The following is an 18,363-nucleotide window of genomic DNA, read 5'->3' as shown; positions in this document are numbered from 1 at the left end:
TCATGCGGCCGATGCAGGCCGGCGATGTCACCGCCACCTATGCCGATGTCTCCAAGCTCAATGCCCTGACCGGCTATGCGCCCAGGGTCGCCCTGGCCGAGGGGTTGGGCCGGTTCGTCGCCTGGTGGCGGGACTGGCGCAGAGTCTGAGTTTTCGAAGCCGGAAGCCGTCAGCTTCCGTATGCCGACCGTCGCTATCGCGCTGACGAAGCGGTGCTATATCTGCGCGCCTGACGGTCGGGCTTCGACCGCAATGCTCGTGGGGGGCGCATATGCCGGATCAAGTCACAGTCACCACCAACAAGGGCTGGTTCAGCCGGATCGGCTCGGCCTTCGCCGGCGTTCTGGTAGGGATCGTCCTGATCTTCGCCTGCGTCTGGGGTCTGGCCTGGAATGAGGGCAACGCGGTCAAGGTCGCACGCGGTCTGACCGAAGGCGCCGGCGCCGTGGTCGAGGCGCCCGCCTCGCCGATCGATCCCGCCAACGACCAGAAACTGGTCCACGTCACCGGCGAAGTCGCGGTGACCGCGCCGCTGGAGGACAATGAGTTCGGCGTCTCCGCCACCGGCCTGAAGCTGTCGCGCATGGCCGAGATGTATCAGTGGCAGGAGGAATCGAAGTCCGAGAGCCGCACCAAGCTGGGCGGCGGCGAAGAGACGGTGACGACCTATACCTACACCAGGGTCTGGTCCTCGACCGCGATCGATTCCAGCGCCTTCAACACACCGGCCGGTCACGAGAACCCGGAGATGTCGATCGAGAGCGCCGAGATCTACGCGACCGACGCCACCCTGGGCGATTACCGGCTGGAAGAGAACGTCCTCAGCCAGGTCGGGGGCGCCCAGGCCCTGAATTTGGCAGACCAGACCGACGCCATCGACGCAGCCGCAGGCGAGGCGTCCAGCCATACGGTGTCGCAAGGCACGATCTTCTTCGGCGAGAACGCGCAGTCCCCGGTCGTCGGCGACACCCGCGTTTCCTATGAAGTCACGCCCGCATCGGAGATCAGCGTCGTCGCCCGTCAGAACGGCGACAACTTCCTCGACTACCGCGCCCGCAACGGCTCGGAGTTCCTGCTGGTCGCAGACGGCGACGTGCCCGCGGGCGACATGTTCCAGTCGGCCCAGGACGCCAACAACATGGTCGCCTGGATCATTCGGGTCGTCGGCATGATCCTGTTGATGGTCGGGTTCGGTCTGATCCTGGCGCCGTTCGGCGTGCTGGCCGACGTCCTGCCGCTGGCCGGGACGATCGTCCGGATGGGCACGGGCTTGATCGGCTTCGTCCTGGGTCTGGTCGTCGGCACGGTGACCATCGCCCTGGCCTGGCTGGCCTTCCGCCCGATCACCACGATCATCATCCTGGCCATCGGCGGCGCCATCGCCTTCGCCGTCTACCGCTTCGGCCGCGGGCGTTCGAAGAAGAAACTGGCCGCAGAAGCCGCCGCCGCACCTGCGGCCTGACGTTTCCGCCTCCTGACCTTTCGTCAGGGGCATGCTAGGCGGGGAGGGCCATGTCCTCCCCGTCCGTTCTCCGCCTCCACCCCGATGACGACGTCGCCGTCGCCGTCCGTCACCTGACCGCTGGAGAGACCGTCGATGGCGTCACCGCCACGACCGATGTCCCCGCCGGCCACAAGATCGCGCTGAAGCCGGTCCCCGTCGGCGGCCAGGTCCGCAAATACGGTCAGGTCATCGGCGCGGCGACCCAGGCCATTGCGCCCGGGGACTGGGTCCACGTCCAAAACCTCGGCATCGGCGATATTTCGGCCCGCGCTGACACCGGTATCAAGGCCGGTGTCTCGACGACGGCGACCGAGCCCCGCACCTTCGACGGCTATCTCCGCGCCGACGGCCGGGTCGGAACGCGCAACTATCTGGCGGTGGTCACCTCGGTGAACTGTTCGGCCATGGTCGCCCGCCGCATCGCCCGCGAGGTCGAGGCGCGGCTCGGCGATAGTCACCCCCATATCGACGGCGTCGTCGCCATCACCCACGGCTCGGGCTGCGGCATGGCGTCGGAAGGGGAGGCCATGGACATGCTGCGCCGGACCCTGTCCGGCTATGCGCGCCATCCCAATGTCGCCGGCGTCCTGATGCTGGGTCTCGGCTGCGAGACCAACCAGATTTCCAGCCTGATGGAGGCCGAAGGGATGACCGGCTCGGCCGACCTCGGCGTCATGGCGATCCAGGACGAGGGCGGGGCCGCCTCCACCATCCGGCGCGGCGTCGACCGGCTGATGGAGATGGCCGACCGCGCCGCATCCCTGACGCGCACGCCGCAGCCGGTGTCGAAACTGGTCGTCGGCCTGCAGTGCGGCGGCTCCGACGGCTATTCCGGCATGACGGCCAACCCGGCGCTCGGCCGCGCGGTCGACCTGATCGTCGGCCAGGGCGGGACGGCCATCCTGTCGGAAACGCCCGAGATCTACGGCGCCGAACACCTGCTGACGGGCCGCGCCTCGCCGGAGGTCTCCGCCAAACTCATGGAGCGCATCGCCTGGTGGGAGCGCCATGTCGCGACCACGGGCGGCTCGCTCGACAACAACCCCTCGGCCGGCAACAAGGCCGGCGGCCTCACGACCATTCTGGAGAAGTCGCTGGGCGCCGTGGCCAAGGCCGGGTCCGCGCCCCTGTCCGCCGTCTATGAATACGCCGAGCCGGTCACGGCCCACGGCCTCGTCTTTATGGACACCCCGGGCTACGACCCCGTGTCGGCCACGGGTCAGATCGCGGGCGGCGCCACTCTGATCTGTTTCACGACGGGTCGCGGCTCGGTCTTCGGCGCCAAGCCGGCCCCCAGCCTGAAACTGGCGACCAATTCGGCGCTCGCCCGCCGCATGCCCGACGACATCGACATCGACTGCGGCCGGGTGCTCGACGAAGGCCTGTCGCTCGACGCCCTGGGCGCGGAGATCTTCGAGACCATCCTCGCCACCGCCTCGGGCAGGGTCACGGCCTCCGAGGCCCTGGGTTTCGGTGAGGACGAGATTCAGCCCTGGCGGCTCGGCGCGACGATGTAGTCAGTCAGTCTGCGTCTTCATGTAGGCGATGATGTCCGCGCGCCGCTGGCCGTCCTTGATGCCGGGGAAGGTCATCTTGGTGCCGACGATGTACTCGCGAGGCTTCTCCAGAAAGTCGTACAGCCGCTGCTCGTCCCAGACGCCGCCCGCCGCCGCCATCGCAGTGCTGTAGCGATAGTCCGCCACCGTCCCGACCGGCCGCCCGACGATTGCATGCAGGCTCGGCCCGACCCGGTTCACCCCGGCCTCGACCGTATGACAGCTGCGGCACTGGCCGAAGCCCGTCCGTCCAGCCTCGGCATCGCCGGTCAGCTGGGTCACGTCGGCGACCTGAACCACGGGCGTCTCGGCCTTCGCCGGCGCCTTGGCGGGTTCGCCGGAACAGGCCGCCAGCAGGCTCGCGCCGATCAGGATCAGGACTTTCAGCATGGTCATGGAGGGCCCCCGTTTGGCTCGCGACCTAGGCTGTGGTCCACAGCCCTGTCAACGCGACGCGACGCCCGTCTTGGAGACGTAACGAAGGGGGGCTAAGCGGAGCCATCACAATCGATCCGGTGTCCTCGATGTCCCGACTTCCCGCCCGCCTGCTGCTGACCCTGGCGACCTGCCTCATCGCACCGGCGGCCATGGCCCAGACAGCATCCGGGGCGCCGCCCCAACCGACGCCCGCGCCCCCGTCTCTGGTCGTGACCATCGTGGTGGATCAGTTCAGCGCTGACCTGTTCAACCAGTATCGCGATCGCTTCACCGGCGGCCTGCACACCCTGGCGAGCCAGGGTCTGGTCTATGCCAACGGGTATCAGCAGCATGCCATGACCGAAACCTGCCCGGGCCATGCGACCGTGCTGACCGGCATGAACCCTGCACGCGCGGGCATCCCCGCCAACGACTGGATCGACCGGACGACGGGTCGGGAGGTCTATTGCCTCGCCGCCCCGCAGAATGCTCTCGCCCATGGCCGTAACACCGACAACGGGCCGGTGGGGCCGGATCAGCTCTCGGCCTCCACCCTGGCGGACTGGCTGAAGGACGTCAGCCCCCAGAGCCGGATCTACGCCGTGTCAGGCAAGGATCGCGGCGCGATCACCCTGAACGGTCATCAAGGCGACGGCGCGTTCTGGTACACGGTCGGCTTCGGCTTCACGACCTATGTCGAGCCCGGCCAGACGGCCGAGGCGCGACTGGCGCCCGTTGCGGCCCTGAACGCCCGGATCGCCGCCCGGATCGAGGCGACACCGCCGGTCTGGACCTACAGCGACGAAACCTGCCGGGCGCTCGAGGGCGACTGGACCGTCGGCGGGGCCACCTTCCGCGCCGCCCTCCCGCCCCAGCGGTTCGCCATCGACACCTCGCCGTTCCTGGACGAAATGACGCTGGAAGCCGCGACCGAACTTCTCGACAGCCGCGAACTGGGCCGGCGCGGGGTCACCGACATGCTGGGCGTCAGTCTGTCGGCCACCGACCGCATCGGTCACACCTTCGGCAACCAGGGCCCGGAGATGTGCGATCAGATGCACAGACTGGACAGGGCGCTGGGCGCCTTCCTCGATCGCCTCGCCGAGGTTCCCGGCGGCGTCCTGGTGGTCATGACCGCCGATCATGGCGGTAATGATTTCCCCGAGCGTCAGTCGACGCGCGGCTTCTCTGAAGCGCGCCGCGGTGACCCCGCCTTGCTTGGGCGGCTCAACGCCTCGCTGAAGGCTGAGTTTGATCTCGAAGTCGATCCGCTGAGCTACGGCGGTAGCGGTCTGATGGTCGTCGGCGCCGGCAACATCGCCTTGCCGCAGCCGCTGCGGGGTCGGGTGGCCGCCGCTGCCGTGGAGCGGCTCCGTGGCGAACCGACCGTTGCGGGAGCCTGGACCATCGAGGACGCGCTGGCCTCTCCCGCCCCTGTACGGAACGCCAGTCCCGAGGAGCTGTCATTGCTGGAACGCCAGCGCGTGGGCGCCGTCGAAGGCCGCTCGCCGGACATCGTTCTGGCCCTGCAGCCGGGCATGACGCCTGGCCAGGGTCGGGCGGGTCAGTCCGTCGCGGGACACGGCACGCCCTGGAACTACGACCGCCGTGTTCCGATCGTGTTCTGGTCGCCGGGGGGGACGGGCCAGGAGCGATATCTTCCGATCCGCACCATCGACATCGCCCCGACCCTGTCCCGGGCGATGGGGCTTGAGACGCGCGAAGGTCTCGACGGCAGGTGTCTGAACCTCGGACTGTTCGGGGCGGCGCCGTGTCCCGCCGGCGACTGAGTGCTCGGTAACAGAGACTCACTTCTCGTTTCCCCTGACGGCGGCATCCTTCCCCCCGGCGCGTTTCGTGGCACAACGACGTCAGGGAAACGCGACCGGCAAACGGGACAACCATGAACAGAGCACGCCGCGCGCGCATCGTCGCGACGCTGGGACCTGCCAGCCGGGCGCCCGGCATGGTCAAGGCCCTGGCCCAGGCCGGGGTCGATGTCTTCCGCCTGAACTTCAGCCATGGCACGCATGAGGATCACGCCGCCAATCTGAAGGCCGTGCGCGGCGCCGAACTGGCCCTGAAGCGACCGCTGGGCGTCCTCGCCGACCTGCAGGGTCCCAAGCTCCGCCTCGGCCGGTTCGCCGATGTCGAGATCGACGTGAAGCCGGGCCACAGGATGCGCTTCGACCTGGACCCGACGCCCGGCGACGCGACGCGCGTGCAGATGCCCCATCCGGAAATCTTCAGGGCCTTGCGCGAAGGCATGCTGCTGCTGCTCGACGACGGCCGGGTCCGCCTGCGCGTCGGCAAGCGCAGCGACGAATGGTGTGATGTCACGGTCGAGAGCGGCTCGAAGCTGTCGGACCGCAAGGGCGTCGCCGTCCCCGAGGCCATCATCCCGGTCTCGGCCCTGACGCCGAAGGACCGCGAGGACCTGAACTTCGCCCTGCGTATCGGCGTCGACTGGGTCGCTCTGTCCTTCGTGCAGAAGGCCGAGGACATGGCCGAACTGAAGTCGATCGTGAAGGGTCGCGCCGCCTGCCTGGCCAAGATCGAAAAGCCCCAGGCCCTCGACGCCCTGGACAGTATCCTCGACTACTGCGACGGCGTCATGGTCGCGCGCGGCGACCTCGGGGTTGAAATGCCGGCCGAAGAGGTCCCGGTCGCCCAGAAGCGCATCATCCGCGCCGCCCGCCAGCGTGGTGTTCCGGTCATCGTGGCGACCCAGATGCTCGAGTCGATGACGTCCTCGCCCGCCCCGACCCGGGCCGAGGCCTCCGACGTCGCCAATGCGGTCTATGAAGGCGCCGACGCCCTGATGCTGTCGGCCGAGACGGCGTCCGGCGACTATCCGCTTGAGTCCGTCGGCATCATGAACCGGATCATGGAGCGGGTCGAAGCCGACCCCCTGTGGCCCAGCCTGATGGACGCCGAACACGCCGGCATGGACGACTTCGATGCCGACGCCCTGGTCGCCGCCGCCCGCAAGGCCGGCGAGGCCCAGTCCACCGCCTGTATCGTCGTCTTCACCACCCTCGGCGGCACCGCGCGGCGCATGTCGCGCGAGCGTCCGCTTCAGCCCGTGCTCGCCCTGACCCCCAAGCCGGAGACGGCGCGCAGGCTCGCCCTCGTCTGGGGTCTGGAGCCGCGCCTCGGCAAGGAGCCGACCAGCCTTGAGGACGTCACCGACGACGCGGTCAACTCCGCCATGGAATACGGTCTCGCCGAACCCGGTCAGCGCATCCTGATTCTCGCCGGTACGCCCTTCGGCGCGCCGGGGGCTGCGAATCTCCTGCGACTGGCGCATGCTCCGGCCAAGAAGGCGAAGCGCTGATCCTCCCCCGTCGGGGGAGGGGGACCCCGAAGGGGTGGAGGGGGCCAGCCCCGGACACAGTCCTCTGAGGTGAGCCCCCTCCGTCATGGCGTGAAGAGGCGCCGCGCCACCTCCCCCGATGGGGAGGATTGGGAACGTCATGATCAAATACCTCGGCTCCAAGCGGGCCCTGCTGGATCCGATCGCCGCCGCCGTCCGCGCCCTGCTGCCGGAGGGCGGCCATGTTTGTGATCTGTTTTCCGGCACCGCACGCGTCGGTCATGCCCTGAAGGGGGCGGGGTTCCGGGTATGGTCCAACGACCACAACGCCTATGCCCACGCCCTCGCCACCACCTATGTCCAAGCCGACCGCGACGTCTGGCAGGATCGGGCAGCCGCCGTCCTCGCCGACCTCGCCGCCACCCCGCCGTCGCCCGGCTGGTTCACCCGCGCCTTCTGCGAGGACGCCCGCTATTTCACGCCGGAGAACGGCGCCCGCATTGACGCCATGCGCGACCGGATCGAGGCCATGGGGCTGGAGCCTGAACTCAAGGCCATCGCTTTGGTCAGCCTGATGGAGGCCGCCGACCGGGTCGATTCCACCGCCGGCCTGCAGATGGCCTATATGAAGTCCTGGGCTGCGCGGGCGCTCAAGCCGCTCGAACTGCGGATGCCGGCGCTTCAGCCCGGCGTCGCCTCCGGTCCCTGCCGCGCGACGCGAGCCGATGCGCTGGAGACCGCCGCCGCCTTCGACGGCGACCTCGTCTATCTCGACCCGCCCTACAACCAGCATTCCTACCTGGGAAATTACCACGTCTGGGAGAGCCTGATCCTGTGGGACCGACCCGAGACCTACGGGATCGCCAACAAGCGGATCGACGTGAAGACGCGAAAGAGCGCCTTCAACTCCCGCCCCGGCATTGGCCCGGCGCTGCAGTCCGTGATCGACGCCATCCGCGCGCCCAACCTGATCGTCTCGTTCAACGACGAGGGCTATCTGAGCCGCGACCAGCTGGTCGAGATGCTGTCCGCGCGCGGTCATGTGCAGGTCGTGGAGATCCCGCGTCCCCGCTACGTCGGCGCCCGCATCGGCATCCACAATCCGAAAGGCGAGAAGGTCGGGGCTGTGGGGCGTCTGCGCAACGTCGAATACCTGTTCGTGGTCACCGAACGGCCCGTCGCGCTCGCAGCTTGACGGTCTCGGGAACACGGCGCTCACTATGTCGTTAAGCCGACATGGAAGAGATGATCGTGACCCAGGGCCCAGAGTATCGCACGCGTCCCGCCGTCACCCGCGACGCCGTGAAGGCCTACCAGACCGCCGCCTGGAGAGCTCCTTCAGCGACCCGGTTCGACAGCCGCCCTGCCAACGACTTCCTGTCCCGCGCCGAGGCGATCGCCCCCCGCACCTACGCCGTTCAGCCGGCCGAGGGCGAAGAGCTGCCGCGCTGGCTCATCGTCGCCATCGGCGCCGTCGTCGCGGCCTTGATGGGTGCGCTGCTCGGCGGGATGATGAGCGTCTAGATTTCCAGCAAAGCCTTGATCGGCGACCAGCTGCGCCGATGGATGGCGCAGGGTCCCATCGCCTTCAGCGCCGCCTGGTGGATCGGCGCATTATACCCCTTGTGCGAGGCGAACCCGTAGCCGGGGTATTGGGCGTCCATCTCGATCATGATCCGATCGCGCGCCGTCTTGGCGAGGATCGACGCCGCCGCGATCGACAGCGACAGGCCGTCGCCGCCCACCGCCGTCTCGACGTCACAGGGCAGTTTGAACCGGTAGTTGCCGTCGACCAGCGCCGCCTTCGGCTGGACCCTCATCGCCTCGATCGCCCGGCACATCGCCAGTCCCGTGGCCTGCAGAATGTTCAGCTCCTCGATCTCCTCGGGCGAAGCGAACCCGACGCCCCAGGCCACGGCGCAGCGTTTGATCTCGATCGCCAGGGCGTCGCGCCGGGCGGCCGTCAGCGCCTTGGAATCGTCGATTCCTTCGGGAATGTCGTCGGCCGAGAGGATCACCGCCCCCGCCGACACCGGCCCGGCCCACGGCCCGCGCCCGGCCTCGTCCACGCCGCAGACAAGCCCGCCGACCCGCTGCGACAGCAGGGTCTCAAGCGTCAGCTTAGGGAACGCCTTCGCAGCCCTGGGGCCCGCCTTCTTCGCTGTCGTCCTGCCGGTCACGATGCGCCCATAGCCCGGACGTCCTCGCGGCGGAAGCACCCGGCGACATGGTCGTTGACCATTCCGGTCGCCTGCATGAAGGCATAGACGATCACCGGGCCGCAGAAGTTGAAGCCTCGCGTCTTCAGCGCTTTCGCCATGGCGACCGAGGCCTCCGTCTGGGTCGGAATATCCCCGCCGACCCGCTCGCCCTGCACCGGCTTGCCATCGACGAACGACCACAGCCAGGCGGAAAAGTCCTCCCCGTTGTCCCGCATCTCGACGAAGATCTGGGCGCCCCGGATCGCCGCCTCGATCTTGGCCCGCGAGCGGATGATGCCGGGATCGGCCATCAGCCTCGCCCGGTCGGCATCGTCGAATTTCGCCACCACGTCGGGATCGAACCCGGCGAAGGCGGCCCTCAGGCTCGCGCGCTTTCTCAGGATGGTGATCCACGCCAGCCCGGCCTGGAAGCCGTCCAGCACCAGCTTCTCCCACAGGGCGCGGGCATCGTACTCCGGCACGCCCCATTCGGTGTCGTGGTACTCGACATACAGCGGGTCGGTCCCGCACCAGGCGCAGCGTCCGCCCCCGTTTGGCTGCGATTCGGTCATGCCTCAGCCTACCACGCCCCGGACGAGCGAAAGCCCGCCTGCGTTTCCACAGACGGGCTCCCCTGGTCGCGGCAGTGATATCAGGTGGTGCGGAACGCGGCCGGGCCGTTCAGGCCTGCGGGGAAGAAGCCGCCCGCGGTCGTGCCCGCCACTGCGTTCAGATAGACGATGTTCAACACCTGTCCGACGCTGCGGCTGTAGGCCAGACCATTGGCGTCGGTCGGGACGATGTTGGAGGCGGCGGCGTTGCCCGTACCCGTGGCGGTGATGCCCTGGTCCAGATCGCTCGAGCCATCCAGGCTGTCGCGCGCGTTCGAGATCGCCAGTGTCGGCGTCTCCAGACCCTTGGCGGTCAGGACGGTGCGAACCAGACCGGCATGATAGGCCTCCACGGCCAGCAGACCGGCGGCGGCTTCCAGGAACACCTTGGAGGTCACCAGAGGTGACGCACCCTTGTAGGCCGTGACGCCCACGTCTTCGAAGATGAAGGCGCCGAGCAGGAAGTTGTTGTCGTTCAGATAGGGGTCGAAGGCCTGGCCCGGTCCGACCAGACCCGCCGCGCGTGCGGCGTTGGAGAAGGCTCCGGTCGGGCTTGTGCCGACGTCGATCGCCGGCTGGGCCACGGCGGCGCTGCCCAAGGCGGTACGCAGGAAGTTGACGTGTGCGATTTCGTCATTCGCGATCTCGTTGGCGTAGCGACGAACCAGCGGGTCGGTGAAGTTGACCTGACGACCGCCGATGACCGCACCCTGTGTGCCCGTGCCGCCGAGCGAGCTCTGCGGCAGGCCCGTTCCAAATGCGGCGTAGGAGTAGAACTGGGCTTCCAGGTACTCGAGTTGCAGCGCGAAGTTGAGAATTTCGACGTCCAGATTGGGCGCGCCGGCGGGCGGATTCTGGGCCACAGCAGTGTCGCTGGAGCTGGAGCAGGCGCCCAGGACCGCGCCGCCCACGGCGCCGACAGCGAAGCCGCCGCCCCATTTGAAGAAGTTGCGCCGCTCGTTGCGACGCTCCACCCGCTGGTCGAGGGCGTCGATAATGAGATCTGTTTTTGACATCCGAAAATCCTGCGTCGTTGAGCCCGTTCCGCAGGGAGATACTCGTGAACCACCCGCGCGGTTGCACAAGCCGCCGGGTTTTTGCCTAGATTTTTCCGCTATTTAGTATGAGCTAAGTGTTTCAGCCGAGACTGAATACGAACGTCACGCTGGACAGTAAGCTGGACGGTTGATCGTGACGGGCCGGCCGTCGACCGTCAGAATCCCATCCAGCCGATCCAGCCGAACCAGCGCCATCGCCGAGCCTTCGCGGCCAGTCAGAATCTCGCCAGCACGCAACTCGCCGTTCAGCACCTCTGCACCCGCCGCCGGGGCCGGGCCGTCGAAGGTCAGCGGAAGCATCCGCTTCTTGATCTCGCCGCGCCGCTTCATGCGCGACGTCGTTTCCTGACCTACGAAACAGCCCTTGGCGAAGTCGATCCCGTTGAGGAGGTCGAAGTTCGCCTCGATCGGATAGGTCCCGTCATCGACATCTCGCGCCGGATCGGGAACGCCGACCGCCAGCCGGTGCGCGTTCCAGCCATCCTCGGTCGCGTTCGTTGTCTGCTCGCCGATCGACCTTCCGCCGAGCCCCGACGTGCGCGGATCCGCGGTGAAGCCCTGCGCGACGCCGGACCAGCTGACGAACACCGGCCGCTCATCCGACGCGATCTCGACCCCGGCCCTGAGCCTGTACATCGATAGCCGCTGGATCAGGGCGTCGCGCTTCTCCGCGGCCACGTCCAGCACCACGCCGTCGTCCTCGCCCCACAGGAACAGGTCGAACAACAGCCGGCCCGGCGGCGACAGCAGCGCCCCGAATCGCAGGGCGCCCGGCGCCAGCGTCTCGACGTCCTGGGTCAGCAGGTTGTGCAGGAACGGCTTCGCGTCCGGTCCGCTCACCTTCACAAGGGAGCGGCTGTCGAGGCGGGCGATGCGGTCAGTCATTCGCACCAGATAGGGGGTCCCGTCCGTGAAAGGGAGGGGAACGCCTCACACCCGCCACGAGAGAATCCGTATACGGTGCACCCATGAACGTGCGTTTCCCCATTCTCTACATCGCCGAGGCCGATGCCGAAGCCGCCGTCCTGTCCTCAGGCGCGCTCGCCCACCTCGTAGACGCCGTGCCGCACGCCGACTTCACCATCGTCGGATCCGCCGCCTCCGCCCCCCTGTTCGCCGACACGCCGCGCCTGCGCCGCCTGATCGTGCTGGACAGGACCGGCCGCTGGGACTGGATCGCCCTGTGGAACCAGGTGCGCGAGACGAAATGGGGCCTCGTCGTCGACATGCGGGGCACAAAATTCTCGGAGCGTCTGCGTCGCCAGAGGCGGGCCGTGCGCGGGGCCGACCTGCCAGGCCTGCACGCCGTCGAACAGGCCGCCCGCATTCTGCAGCTCGATGACGTCCCCGCGCCCCGTCTGTTCTTCGGCGAGGAGACCCACGCCGCCGCCGACGCCCTGATCGGACCCGACACAGGCCCGCTGCTGGCGGTCGGTCCGGGCGCCGACTGGATCGGCAAGCGCTGGCCCGCCGAGCGGTTCGCCAAGGTGGCCGGCCCGCTGCTGGCCGAGGGCGGTCCGCTTGCGGGAGGGCGCCTGATGATCGTGGGCGAGGACGCGGATCGCGACGCCGCCCACACAATCCGCCTTGCCGTGCCGCGCAACCGCGTCATTGAACTCCAGGGCAAGCTGACCCGGCTCCAGACCGCCGCCGCCCTGTCTCGCGCCTCCCTCTATGTCGGCAACGACTCCCTGTGGACCCAGTTGGCGGTCGCGGCAGGCGTCCCCTCTGTCGGCGTTTTCGGCCCGTCGGACGACAGTCTCGCCGGCCCCTGGCAAGGCGTCTCCATCCGCGGCGAGCGTTCGCTGGAGGAGTTCAGGGCCGTCGATCCCCGCCTGAACCAAGCCATCCACCACATGCTCGGCCTGCCCGCCGACCGGGTGCTTCGCGCCGTGCGCGGTCTGCTGGCGAAAAAAGTGAGACCTGCGAATGAGGCGCCCCAAATTCCTGAGGTATAATACCTGCGAGAGCTCCGATGATCCGGATGCTTCGGACTGATCGGACGCTTCGGACTGTGTTTTCAGGTCCGTTCGACCGGACGCTTCGAACGTATCGGACGCTTCGGACGGTGTTTTTCACTACCGGACCCCGCCCATGACCCAGACCTTTGACCTGATTGTCCGTGGCGGCGAGGTGGCCAACCATTCCGGGCGCGGCATGGCCGATGTCGGGGTGAGGGACGGCAGGATCGCCTTCATCGGCGACCTCGGCCAGGCCTCCGCCGGCGAAATTGTCGACGCCGCGGGCCTGACCGTCATCCCCGGCATCATCGACACCCAGGTTCACTTCCGCGAGCCTGGCCTCGAATGGAAGGAAGACCTGGAGACTGGCTCCCGCGCGGCGGCCCTCGGCGGCGTCGTCGCCGTGTTCGAGATGCCGAACACCAATCCCAACACGACCGATCCGGCGACGCTCGAGGACAAGCTGGCCCGCGCCCGTGACCGGATGTGGACGGACCACGCCTTCTATATCGGCGGCACCCACGGCAATGCGGCCCACCTGGGCGAGCTGGAACGGCTGCCGGGCTGCTGCGGGGTCAAGGTTTTCATGGGGGCCTCGACCGGCGACCTGCTGATCGCCGACGATGACGGCGTGCGTGAAGTGCTGAGCGCCGTCTCCCGCCGCGCCACCTTCCACTCTGAGGACGAATACCGGCTGGCCGAACGTCGCGGACTGGCCCGGACCGGCGACTGGACCAGCCACACCGATGTCCGCGACGCCGAGAGCGCAATCATGTCGACCCGCCGTCTGGTCCGGCTGGCGCGCGAGGTCGGCAAGCGCATCCACGTCCTGCACGTCTCGACGGCCGAAGAGATCGAGTTCCTCGCCGACCATCGCGACATCGCCTCGGTCGAGACCACGCCCCAGCACCTGACCCTGGATGGCGACGAGGCCTACGGGCGGCTGAAGGGCTATGCCCAGATGAACCCGCCGATCCGCAACCGCCCCCACATCGAGGGCCTGTGGCGCGGCATCCAGCAGGGCGTCGTCGACGTCCTCGGCTCGGACCACGCCCCGCACACGAAGGAAGAGAAGGCCAAGCCCTATCCGGCCTCACCCTCGGGCATGCCCGGCGTCCAGACCCTGGCCGCCGTCATGCTGACCCATGTCGCCGAGGGACGAATGACGCTGGAACGGTTCATCGACCTGACCTCGGCCGGCGCCCAGCGCATCTTCAACATCGCGGGCAAGGGCCGGATGGCGGAGGGCTGGGACGCCGACCTGACCCTGATCGACCTCAAGGCGACGCGCACCATCCGGCATGAGGATCAGGCCAGCCGCTGCGGCTGGACTCCCTTCGACGGCTTCGAGGCCAGGGGCTGGCCCATGGCCACCATCGTCCGGGGGCGCGTGGTCATGTCGGACGGCGAACTGGTCGGCTCGGCCCACGGTCGCCCGGTCCGCTTCCAGGAAACGCTGCAGGCGTGACATCGCCGCGGCCGCAACTGGGTCTGATCGGCTACGGCGCCTTTGGCCGCCTGACCGCCCGGCATCTGGCGGCCTGGTTCGACATCCTGGCCTTCGATCCAGACCCGACCGCGGGCGACGGCTCTGCCCGACTGACCGACCTCGCCACCGCCGCCACCTGCCCGGTCGTGATCCTCGCCGTCCCGGTCGAGGCCCTGGCCGAAACCCTGGCGGCCATCGAACCGCATCTGCAGGACGGAGCCCTCGTCATCGATGTCGGCTCGGTCAAGGTGCTGCCGGCCCGGCTGATGGCCGATCGCCTGCCGGCCCATGTCCGTGCTGTGGGCACCCACCCCCTGTTCGGCCCCCAGAGTGCCCGGGACGGCATCGCCGGCCTGCGCATCGCGGTCTGCCCCGTGCGCGGTGATCGGGTTGCCCGCCGCGTCGCCGCCTTCTGCCGCCAGGCGCTGAAGCTGAAGGTCTTCATCGTCTCGTCCGAGGATCACGACCGCGAAGCCGCCATGGTCCAGGGCCTGACCCACCTGATCTCGCGCGTGCTGCTGTCGATGGAGCCACTGCCGACGCGAATGACCACCGTCAGCTTCGAACGGATCATGCAGGCGGTGGAGATGGTCCGTTACGACTCCCCGGCCGTCTTTCGCGCCATCGAACGCGACAACCCGCTTGCCGCCGACGTTCGCCGCCGCTTCTTCGACCTGGCCGAAGAGGCCCGGGCCGACCTCGATGGCGGTGTCTAGATCGAGAAGCTGACGCCGCAGCCGCAGCTGGTCGCCGCGTTCGGGTTGCGGATCACGAACTGGGCTCCCGCCAATTCATCGATCCAGGCGATCTCGGAGCCCTTGAGGAACGGCACGGAGACAGGGTCCACCAGCGCCACCTGGCCGTCGGTCTCGATCCGCAGGTCATCCGCCTCGCCGGCCTCGACCAGGTCCATGCGGTACTGGAAGCCCGAGCAACCGCCGCCGTCGACCGCCACGCGCAGAAGGACGGGATGGCCCTCCGCCTCGGCCAGCTGCGCCAGCCGCCGGGCCGCGCTTTCGGCCAGTACGATACCCTCGGGGGCCCGCCGGGCGATCTTGAGTTCCAGTATCGGCGGTTGGACGGAGGTCATACCCGCCTATATGAGGCTACACAGGCCCGTTCGCAAAGGCCGCCCGCGAGAAGTTCGCGCCGGAGCCCGTAGTTGAGCCAGACCGACGCCCGCGCCCCCTACGCCGAACTGGCCGCCAACTCGCGCGGACGTCTGGTTCTCGAGGCGCCGAGCCGCACGCGCAACGCCTTCGCCCGCGACCGTGACCGGATCATCCATTCCACAGCCTTCCGCCGACTGAAGGAGAAGACCCAGGTCTTCGTGGCCCACGAAGGCGATCACTACCGCACCCGCCTGACCCATTCGCTCGAGGTCAGCCAGATCGCCAGGTCCCTGGCCCACGCCCTGAGGCTGGACGGTGAACTGGCCGAAACTGTCGCCCTGGCCCACGATCTCGGCCATCCGCCCTTCGGCCACGCCGGGGAGGACGAGTTGCAGGCGCAGATGAAGCCCTGGGGCGGCTTCGATCACAACGTCCAGACCTTCCGCGTCGTGACCAGGCTGGAGACCCGCTATCCCGCGTTCGACGGACTGAATCTGAGCTGGGAAACGGTCGAGGGCGTGGTCAAGCATAACGGCCCGGTCAGCCACATGCTGGACCAGCCGGCCTGGCGCGCCATCGCTGACTACGCCAAGGGCTGGGACCTGCGGCTGGACAGCTTCGCCTCGCTGGAGGCCCAGGCCGCCGCCATCGCCGACGACATCGCCTATAACAATCACGACGTCGACGACGGCGTCCAGGCGGGTCTGTTCAGCCTCGCCGACCTGGCCGACGTGCCCATGATCGGCCCTATCCTGCACCAGACCCGGCGCGACTGGCCCGACCTCAATGAGCGAATGACCCGGCTGGAGGCTGTGCGACGCATGATCGGGGTCATGGTCGAGGACGTGCTGGCCGAGACGGAACGCCGCCTCGTCGACGACGACATCCGCTCTGTCGAGGACGTCCGCACGGCCCGTCGCACCCTGATCCAGTTCTCCGATCCGATGCTGGCGGACCTCGGCGTCCTGCGCCGCTTCCTTTTCGACCGGATGTATCGCCATTATCGGGTCAACCGGACCCGCAGCCAGGCCCGGCGGATTCTGGCTGACATGTTCCAACTGTTCATGGCGGAGCCGGAAGTCATGCCGACAGAATGGGGCGTGCTGGCCGCGACCTCGGATCAACACAAGCGGGCCCGCGTCGTCTGCGACTACATCGCTGGCATGACGGACCGCTATGCGATCGAGGAGCACAGGAAGCTGTTCAACCTCGACCTCGCGCTCGATCTGTGATTCGAAAGAACGGCTTGAGGGGCTAGACTGTCAGGCCGGGGCGTCGATTCGCACGCCGGTCCCCGAGAAGGCGACGACCATGTCCTATGACGACGACCAACGCCCCCGCGATCGCGGCGCCTACACGCCGCCGACCGACGACGACCTGCCGTTCAATCGCGGCGGCTTCGACGCGCGCCGCGGCCCGCCCGCCAAGGCCCCGCCGGTCACCCTGATCGTCAGCGCCGGCGTCCTGCTGGTCCTGATCATCGCCGTCGTCCTGTTCTATCGCTCAGGCCTGCGCGCCTCGACCGATGCGCCGCCCGCCGTCGGTACGCCCATCGCCCAGCTGAAGGTCGAGGCGCCGCTGGAGGCCCAGCCCGTCGATCCGGAAGCCGGGGTCGGTCTTTACGACCAGGCGGAGGATACGGCCGCAGCGCCCGAGTTCACCGCCCCGCCGGAAACCCCGCTGCCCCGACCCGCGCCTCGTCCGATCGAGACCGCCGAGGCCACGCCGCCGGCTCGTCCTGCAATCCCGGCGCCCGCCCGTCCGACGACGCCGGCCGCCACGACCCCCGCTCCGGTCGCCAACGGCGCCGGCGGAGCCGCGGCGGTCCAGATCGGCGCCTTCTCGTCCACGGCTATCGCCGACCGGGAGTATGCCTCCGTCGCCGCCCGCTTCCCGCAGTTCGCCCGCAACGCCACCAAGCGGGTGCAGGAGGTGACCGCGTCGAACGGCTCCACCGTCTACCGCACCACCTTCACGGGCCTCAGCCGCGAAGACGCCCGCGCCTTCTGCTCTGCCATCGAGTCGGGCGGCGGCGACTGCCTGGTGCGATAGGAGTTTGAACAGCGCCGCCATTTACGGTTGCTCGGGCCCCGTGCTGACGGCGGAGGAGCGCGCCTTCTTCGCCGATGTGCGGCCGTGGGGCTTCATCCTGTTCCGCCGGAACGTGGAGAGCCCCGAGCAGGTGCTGAAGCTGACCAGTGATCTGCGCGACGCCGTGGGCTGGGACGCGCCGGTGCTGGTCGATCAGGAGGGCGGCCGGGTCCAGCGCCTGGGCCCGCCACACTGGTGCAAATATCCCCCGGGTGACGCCTTTCTGAAGGCGACCAACGATCCTCTGGCGGCGCGGGAGCTGGCCCGGCTTGGAGGGCGGCTGATGGCCCACGACCTGAAGGCGGTGGGCATCAATATCGACTGTGCGCCCGTTCTGGACGTGCCGACGCCGGGCGCCCACGACATCATCGGCGACCGCGCCTACGCCAGGGATCCGGCGACGGTCGCCCAACTGGGTCGGGCGGTGGCGGAGGGTCTGCTGGCGGGAGGCGTTCTTCCGGTGATCAAGCACATGCCCGGCCACGGCCGCGCGTTCGCCGACAGCCACAAGGAACTGCCGACCGTCCACGCGGATCTCGACGCCCTGGACAACTGGGACTTCGCGCCGTTCAAGGCCCTGTCAGATATGCCCATCGGGATGACGGCCCACATCGTCTTCACGGCGATCGACAGGAAGCGTCCGGCGACCCAGTCGAAGAAGGCGATCAAGATGATCCGGGAGCATCTGGGCTTCGGTGGTCTGCTGCTGTCCGACGATCTCTGCATGAACGCCCTGTCCGGGACCCTGACCGAACGGGCGGAGAGATCCCTGAAGGCGGGCTGCGACCTCGTCATCCACTGGACCGGCGACATGGGCGAGATGCGTCAGGTGGCCGAAGGCGTGCACAGGCTGAAGGGTGGCGCCGCGAGGCGGGCGCAGACGGCGCTCGCCCGGATCGTCCACACGCCCGAGCCGCTGGACGTCCGCGAGGCGCGGGACCGGTTCGACGCGATGCTGGCGGGTCGGCTCGACGCGTCGAAAGGGCCTGACGTGGGCGAGGCGCAGGCGTGACCCGCCTCAAGCAGCGCGAAAGCGCGGTAGGCCAC

18 protein-coding genes and 1 pseudogene are annotated in these 18,363 nt (G+C 68.5%); 13 read left to right on the top strand and 6 right to left on the bottom strand.

Annotated features, from left to right (window positions below; translation table 11 throughout):
* The 3 genes and pseudogenes from RMO01_RS06810 to RMO01_RS06800 form a co-directional block, all read left to right on the top strand.
* Positions 1 to 149: pseudogene (locus RMO01_RS06810) on the top strand (protein CapI); the annotation flags it as partial.
* A 122-nt stretch (positions 150 to 271) separates the two neighbouring features.
* Entirely contained in the window at positions 272 to 1,462 is a 1,191-nt protein-coding gene (locus RMO01_RS06805) for a TMEM43 family protein (protein ID WP_309628287.1), read from the top strand.
* A 50-nt stretch (positions 1,463 to 1,512) separates the two neighbouring features.
* The gene (locus tag RMO01_RS06800; protein ID WP_309628286.1) at positions 1,513 to 3,021 is read left to right on the top strand and encodes an altronate dehydratase family protein; all 1,509 of its coding nucleotides are present in this window, start codon (positions 1,513 to 1,515) and stop codon (positions 3,019 to 3,021) included.
* Here the strand turns inward: RMO01_RS06800 and RMO01_RS06795 are convergent, their stop codons facing one another.
* Positions 3,022 to 3,456, bottom strand: a complete 435-nt coding sequence (locus tag RMO01_RS06795; protein ID WP_309628285.1) for a cytochrome c family protein — start codon at positions 3,454 to 3,456, stop codon at positions 3,022 to 3,024.
* 128 nt (positions 3,457 to 3,584) lie between these two features.
* On the opposite strand from RMO01_RS06795, the gene RMO01_RS06790 reads away from it, so the two are divergent.
* The 4 genes from RMO01_RS06790 to RMO01_RS06775 all read left to right on the top strand — a co-directional run bounded on the left by RMO01_RS06790 (position 3,585) and on the right by RMO01_RS06775 (position 8,317).
* Positions 3,585 to 5,267 carry an alkaline phosphatase family protein gene (locus tag RMO01_RS06790; RefSeq protein WP_309628284.1) on the top strand — a complete coding sequence of 561 codons (1,683 nt, stop codon included), beginning with the start codon at positions 3,585 to 3,587 and terminating at the stop codon, positions 5,265 to 5,267.
* A gap of 113 nt (positions 5,268 to 5,380) precedes the next feature.
* Entirely contained in the window at positions 5,381 to 6,814 is a 1,434-nt protein-coding gene (pyk, locus tag RMO01_RS06785) for a pyruvate kinase (RefSeq protein WP_309628283.1), read from the top strand.
* A gap of 139 nt (positions 6,815 to 6,953) precedes the next feature.
* Positions 6,954 to 7,988 (top strand): DNA adenine methylase, encoded by a 1,035-nt coding sequence (locus RMO01_RS06780; protein ID WP_309628282.1) that lies wholly within the window; start codon positions 6,954 to 6,956, stop codon positions 7,986 to 7,988.
* A gap of 41 nt (positions 7,989 to 8,029) precedes the next feature.
* Positions 8,030 to 8,317: a hypothetical protein gene (locus tag RMO01_RS06775; RefSeq protein WP_309628281.1), complete on the top strand. Its 288-nt coding sequence runs from the start codon at positions 8,030 to 8,032 to the stop codon at positions 8,315 to 8,317.
* On the opposite strand, the gene RMO01_RS06770 is transcribed toward RMO01_RS06775, so the two are convergent.
* From RMO01_RS06770 to RMO01_RS06755, 4 genes are all read right to left on the bottom strand, one after another.
* Entirely contained in the window at positions 8,314 to 8,976 is a 663-nt protein-coding gene (locus RMO01_RS06770) for a ribonuclease HII (protein WP_409013056.1), read from the bottom strand. The two genes, RMO01_RS06775 and RMO01_RS06770, sit on opposite strands and share 4 nt — an antisense overlap.
* Positions 8,970 to 9,566 carry a DNA-3-methyladenine glycosylase I gene (locus tag RMO01_RS06765; RefSeq protein ID WP_309628280.1) on the bottom strand — a complete coding sequence of 199 codons (597 nt, stop codon included), beginning with the start codon at positions 9,564 to 9,566 and terminating at the stop codon, positions 8,970 to 8,972. The genes RMO01_RS06770 and RMO01_RS06765 overlap by 7 nt, the downstream gene beginning before the upstream one ends.
* 80 nt (positions 9,567 to 9,646) lie before the next feature.
* Entirely contained in the window at positions 9,647 to 10,621 is a 975-nt protein-coding gene (locus tag RMO01_RS06760; protein ID WP_309628279.1) for a ferritin-like domain-containing protein, read from the bottom strand.
* Positions 10,622 to 10,765: 144 nt separating this feature from the next.
* Positions 10,766 to 11,548 carry a folate-binding protein gene (locus tag RMO01_RS06755; protein WP_309628278.1) on the bottom strand — a complete coding sequence of 261 codons (783 nt, stop codon included), beginning with the start codon at positions 11,546 to 11,548 and terminating at the stop codon, positions 10,766 to 10,768.
* An 83-nt stretch (positions 11,549 to 11,631) separates the two neighbouring features.
* Here RMO01_RS06755 and RMO01_RS06750 point away from each other — a divergent pair, with 83 nt between their 5' ends.
* From RMO01_RS06750 to RMO01_RS06740, 3 genes are all read left to right on the top strand, one after another.
* Positions 11,632 to 12,621, top strand: a complete 990-nt coding sequence (locus tag RMO01_RS06750; protein WP_309628277.1) for a glycosyltransferase family 9 protein — start codon at positions 11,632 to 11,634, stop codon at positions 12,619 to 12,621.
* Positions 12,622 to 12,757: 136 nt separating this feature from the next.
* Positions 12,758 to 14,092 (top strand): dihydroorotase, encoded by a 1,335-nt coding sequence (locus RMO01_RS06745; protein ID WP_309628276.1) that lies wholly within the window; start codon positions 12,758 to 12,760, stop codon positions 14,090 to 14,092.
* The gene (locus tag RMO01_RS06740) at positions 14,089 to 14,829 is read left to right on the top strand and encodes a prephenate dehydrogenase (protein WP_309628275.1); all 741 of its coding nucleotides are present in this window, start codon (positions 14,089 to 14,091) and stop codon (positions 14,827 to 14,829) included. The genes RMO01_RS06745 and RMO01_RS06740 overlap by 4 nt, the downstream gene beginning before the upstream one ends.
* On the opposite strand, the gene erpA is transcribed toward RMO01_RS06740, so the two are convergent.
* Complete coding sequence (gene erpA, locus RMO01_RS06735) at positions 14,826 to 15,203, bottom strand: iron-sulfur cluster insertion protein ErpA (RefSeq protein ID WP_309628274.1); 378 nt, start codon at positions 15,201 to 15,203, stop codon at positions 14,826 to 14,828. The genes RMO01_RS06740 and erpA overlap by 4 nt on opposite strands.
* 72 nt (positions 15,204 to 15,275) lie before the next feature.
* Here erpA and RMO01_RS06730 point away from each other — a divergent pair, with 72 nt between their 5' ends.
* From RMO01_RS06730 to nagZ, 3 genes are all read left to right on the top strand, one after another.
* Positions 15,276 to 16,457: a deoxyguanosinetriphosphate triphosphohydrolase gene (locus RMO01_RS06730; protein WP_309628273.1), complete on the top strand. Its 1,182-nt coding sequence runs from the start codon at positions 15,276 to 15,278 to the stop codon at positions 16,455 to 16,457.
* 79 nt (positions 16,458 to 16,536) lie between these two features.
* Entirely contained in the window at positions 16,537 to 17,277 is a 741-nt protein-coding gene (locus tag RMO01_RS06725; protein WP_309628272.1) for an SPOR domain-containing protein, read from the top strand.
* 4 nt (positions 17,278 to 17,281) lie between these two features.
* On the top strand, positions 17,282 to 18,328 hold the full coding sequence (gene nagZ, locus RMO01_RS06720) for a beta-N-acetylhexosaminidase (RefSeq protein ID WP_309628271.1): 1,047 nt from the start codon (positions 17,282 to 17,284) through the stop codon (positions 18,326 to 18,328).
* Positions 18,329 to 18,363: the final 35 nt, after the last annotated feature.

The organism is Brevundimonas sp., assembly GCF_031412435.1.
Taxonomy (GTDB): Bacteria; Pseudomonadota; Alphaproteobacteria; order Caulobacterales; family Caulobacteraceae; genus Brevundimonas.
This window is presented reverse-complemented; position numbering and strand designations above follow the sequence as displayed.

What these genes read in the sequence shown, in the direction of transcription:
- RMO01_RS06755 (WP_309628278.1), bottom strand. Translation starts at nt 11,548, where the DNA reads ATGACTGACCGCATCGCCCGCCTCGACAGCCGCTCCCTTGTGAAGGTG.
- RMO01_RS06750 (WP_309628277.1), top strand. Translation starts at nt 11,632, where the DNA reads ATGAACGTGCGTTTCCCCATTCTCTACATCGCCGAGGCCGATGCCGAA.
- RMO01_RS06790 (WP_309628284.1), top strand. Translation starts at nt 3,585, where the DNA reads ATGTCCCGACTTCCCGCCCGCCTGCTGCTGACCCTGGCGACCTGCCTC.
- RMO01_RS06775 (WP_309628281.1), top strand. Translation starts at nt 8,030, where the DNA reads ATGGAAGAGATGATCGTGACCCAGGGCCCAGAGTATCGCACGCGTCCC.
- RMO01_RS06765 (WP_309628280.1), bottom strand. Translation starts at nt 9,566, where the DNA reads ATGACCGAATCGCAGCCAAACGGGGGCGGACGCTGCGCCTGGTGCGGG.
- RMO01_RS06780 (WP_309628282.1), top strand. Translation starts at nt 6,954, where the DNA reads ATGATCAAATACCTCGGCTCCAAGCGGGCCCTGCTGGATCCGATCGCC.
- RMO01_RS06745 (WP_309628276.1), top strand. Translation starts at nt 12,758, where the DNA reads ATGACCCAGACCTTTGACCTGATTGTCCGTGGCGGCGAGGTGGCCAAC.
- RMO01_RS06805 (WP_309628287.1), top strand. Translation starts at nt 272, where the DNA reads ATGCCGGATCAAGTCACAGTCACCACCAACAAGGGCTGGTTCAGCCGG.
- RMO01_RS06725 (WP_309628272.1), top strand. Translation starts at nt 16,537, where the DNA reads ATGTCCTATGACGACGACCAACGCCCCCGCGATCGCGGCGCCTACACG.
- RMO01_RS06760 (WP_309628279.1), bottom strand. Translation starts at nt 10,621, where the DNA reads ATGTCAAAAACAGATCTCATTATCGACGCCCTCGACCAGCGGGTGGAG.
- pyk (WP_309628283.1), top strand. Translation starts at nt 5,381, where the DNA reads ATGAACAGAGCACGCCGCGCGCGCATCGTCGCGACGCTGGGACCTGCC.
- erpA (WP_309628274.1), bottom strand. Translation starts at nt 15,203, where the DNA reads ATGACCTCCGTCCAACCGCCGATACTGGAACTCAAGATCGCCCGGCGG.
- RMO01_RS06800 (WP_309628286.1), top strand. Translation starts at nt 1,513, where the DNA reads ATGTCCTCCCCGTCCGTTCTCCGCCTCCACCCCGATGACGACGTCGCC.
- RMO01_RS06795 (WP_309628285.1), bottom strand. Translation starts at nt 3,456, where the DNA reads ATGACCATGCTGAAAGTCCTGATCCTGATCGGCGCGAGCCTGCTGGCG.